Source organism: Nocardioides sp. (assembly GCF_004803405.1).
Lineage (GTDB): Bacteria > Actinomycetota > Actinomycetes > Propionibacteriales > Nocardioidaceae > Nocardioides > Nocardioides vastitatis.
The window spans coordinates 9,003-12,156 of sequence record NZ_SSXI01000268.1 but is presented as its reverse complement, the minus strand read 5'-3'; the positions used below and the strand labels follow the sequence as shown (position 1 = coordinate 12,156).

At 71.9% G+C, this 3,154-nt stretch carries 4 protein-coding genes; 2 read left to right on the top strand and 2 right to left on the bottom strand.

What is annotated here, in order from left to right:
• A partial coding sequence (locus E7Z54_RS23510; protein ID WP_168798423.1) for a hypothetical protein occupies nt 1-946 on the top strand: 946 nt, incomplete at its 5' end.
• Nucleotides 947-961: 15 nt separating this feature from the next.
• Here the strand turns inward: E7Z54_RS23510 and E7Z54_RS19330 are convergent.
• A complete protein-coding gene (locus E7Z54_RS19330) occupies nt 962-1,624 on the bottom strand; it encodes a thymidine kinase (protein ID WP_206056411.1) in 663 nt (220 codons plus the stop codon).
• A 41-nt stretch (nt 1,625-1,665) separates the two neighbouring features.
• Nucleotides 1,666-1,932, bottom strand: a complete 267-nt coding sequence (locus E7Z54_RS19325) for a hypothetical protein (RefSeq protein WP_206056410.1) — start codon at nt 1,930-1,932, stop codon at nt 1,666-1,668.
• Nucleotides 1,933-2,128: 196 nt separating this feature from the next.
• On the opposite strand from E7Z54_RS19325, the gene E7Z54_RS23505 reads away from it, so the two are divergent.
• On the top strand, nt 2,129-3,154 hold a 1,026-nt coding region (locus tag E7Z54_RS23505; protein WP_168798422.1), incomplete at its 3' end, for a lytic transglycosylase domain-containing protein.

Below are 3,154 nucleotides of genomic sequence, written 5' to 3'. Positions count from 1 at the left end.
CACGGCGCTCGGCCTGGCCGCCGCGGATGGCGAGGACCGGGCGGCGGTGCAGCCCGACCCGGTCGTGCCCGAGGTGACGTGGGTGGTCGGGAGCACGCTCCACACCCCCCACGCCCAGCACGACCTGGGCCACGAGGCGCGCTCCCTGGTCCGGACCTCGGAGGGGATGGTGTTCGCCGACGAGGCCGGTGCGGTCTACAGCTTCCGGGACGGCGACGTAGAGAAGATCGGCGCCGGCGCCGCGGTGGAGCAGGGGCTGCCGGTGCTCGTCTCCGATGAGGAGTCGTCGCTGGTGGGCTGGGTGGACCGCGCGGGAGAGAAGCCGACGTTCGTCACCCATGACGTGGCCACCGGCGAGCAGACCCGCGACGACGCGCACACGGACGCCTCGATGACCGGGGAGTGGCCTCCGAACGTCGCGTGGTACCTCGCGATCGAGGATGGCACGGCCTACTGGCTGGACCGGCGAGGGACGGTCGCCACCGATCTCGAGACCGGTGAGGCGCGGATCCTGGCCTCACCGGAGGAGTCGGGGTGGGTCTCCGACGTCGAGAACGGACACATCGTCCGGCTCGTCGAGGACGAGCGTGGGGGTGACGTCGGCGGGGAGGTGGTCGACACGAGCGGTCAGGTGGTGGTGCCCGTGGCCGAAGGCGTCGACCTGGGGACGCTGTCGCCGGACGGTCACCGGGTGATCGACTACGACCTGCTGTCCGCGCTCGACGTGCGAACCGGGGAGCGGGTCCGGTTCGACGTCGGCACGTCGGATGCTGGTGCCTACGAGTGGCTGGATGCCGACACGGTCGCCGTGCTGCGCGAGGGCGCCGGCGGCGACACGGTCGATCTGCTCACCTGCGAGGTGCCGGCCGGCACCTGCGCGGTGGTCGTGGAGGGCTTGGACGGGGAGCGGGTGGTGATCCCCAGTAGCGGCTTCCTCTTCGGGTGAGCACCGCGACGGGCGCTAGTCGAACGGCAGCGGCTCGGGGGAGAGGCTGACGGCGCGGGCTCGGGCCGCGGTGAGCCCCCGCCGGTGGTGTTGGCGGCAGAGCACCTCGTAGGCGACCTCCACGTCCTCATCGAGCACGGTCTCCACGTCGCCCACGACGATCACCTCCCCCTCGGTGACGATCACGCCGTTCTCGGTGCGGGCGTTGTGGGTCGCCCGTTTGCCGCACCAGCACAGTGCCTCGACCTGGAGCACCTCGGTGCGGTCCGCGAGCTCGACCAGCCGGGCCGAGCCGGGGAAGAGCCGGGTGCGGAAGTCGGTGAGGATGCCGAAGCAGAAGACGTCGATCTGCAGCTCGTCCACCACCTTCGCGAGCTGGTCGATCTGCTGGTCGGTGTAGAACTGCGCCTCGTCGCAGATGAAGTAGTCGATCCGTGCGCCCTGGGTGAGCGCGTCGACGGTGAACCGCCAGAAGTCGAAGTCGTCGGTGACCTCCTGCGCCTCGGCGGTCAGGCCGAGCCGGGAGGAGACCTGTGCGGCTCCGGTGCGGTCGTGGGAGGTGAACAGCCGCCCGATCCGGCCCCGTGCGGCGTGGTTGTGGTTGGTCTGCAGAGCGAGGGTCGACTTGCCCGCGTCCATCGTCCCGGTACGGAAGGTCAGCTCAGCCACGCGCGGCATCCTCTCACCCCGGAGGGCCCTGCGGGCGGCCGACCGGGCAGTCAGCCCGCGTCGCTCAGTCGCGCGTCACGCAGCCTGGCCAGCGCGTCGTCGTACGAGGCGTCCAGGCCGGCGCGCAGCACGTCGATGAGGTCGGGAACCTCCTCGGCCGCGAGCTGGAACGAACCGGCGCAGACATTGCCCCGCCACAGCGAGAGCACGACCAGCCCGGATTCGGAGTGCCAGCTCACCCGCAGCGCGCGGTCCGCCGTACGGGCATCGAGGTAGACCTCGCCCGTCCGCGGGAGGACCGGCTTCATCGCGGGCACTGACCCATCATCCGCCCGGAACGCCGATCTGTCATCGGGTCGTGGACCGGGCGCGACTCGGCCGACTGTGGTGTCGGCTGCGCTGTCGGCGGAGGTGCGGATGGACAATTCCGGGTACCCAATCGGGCATTCCGCTGTGGGAAGGGGCCCTTCAGGCGTTGACTGGACTTCCCGACACGACGAGGACGGTTTGGCCATGGGGATCGCTGACGCACTGTTGCAGCGCATGTCGCGCCGCACGCGTGCGGCGGTGGTGGCCGTCGTCGCCGTGGCGGTCGGCTCGGTGGTCACGACAGCGGTCGCTGGCCAGGTCGTCAGCCCGGAGCCTGCTGCTGTCGTCACCCGGATCGAGGTCGAGTCCTCCGCGCCACTGCCGCCGTCGGCCCCGCCGATCGCGGTCGCGCTGCCCGAGCAGCCGGCGGTCGTCTCCGACCCGGCCGCCGACGTACGACGGGCGCGGATCGGCCCGCCGCGGGACTACCCCGGATCGCTCCACGCCGCGCCGATCGTCGCCGTCATGGCCTACCAGCGCGCGGCTGCGATCATCAACGCCACCGTCCCCTGCCGGCTGGACTGGCTGGTCCTGGCCGCCATCGCCCGGGTCGAGTCCAACCACGGCCGTGGCGCAGACCTGTCACACCGGATCACCAGGGCCGGCCGGATCACGCCCGCCCTGGTCGACCGGCCCCTGAACGGCAAGCAGGGTCGCGGCCGGCTCAGCGACACCGACCGAGGTCGCCTCGACCTGAACCAGCGCTGGGACGCGCCGATCGGTCCCCTGGGCTTCCTTCCGACCATCTGGGCCAAGGTCGCTGTCGACGCTGACAACGACGCGACCCGCAACCCGCAGGACCTCGATGACGCGGCCCTGGCCGCGGCTGTGCTCCTGTGCGCCGGCGAAGGCACGCTCGCCAAGGCGCGGCCGTTGCGGGAGGCACTGGCGTCCTTCCACCGGGCGCCCGGTTTCGTCCGCACGGTGCTTGCGCTGATGCGGCGCTATGAGAAGCAGGCCGCCACCGTCCCGGTCTACGTCCCGCCCCCCGGCGGCGTGGTCATCCCCGAGGACATGCCGAAGCTCTGCGACTGCGCGCCGGCGAGGACGCGTCAGGTCGTGCTGCTCGACATCGCGCCGACGCGCGGCAGGTCGCCCCGGGATCCCGGTCGCTCGGCAGCCGAAGGGTCGACGGTGAGGCCGACCGACCCGACCGACCCGACCGACCCC

Excerpts from the sequence above, each read along its gene's own strand:
- E7Z54_RS19330 (WP_206056411.1), bottom strand. The coding sequence starts at position 1,624 with ATGCCGCGCGTGGCTGAGCTGACCTTCCGTACCGGGACGATGGACGCG.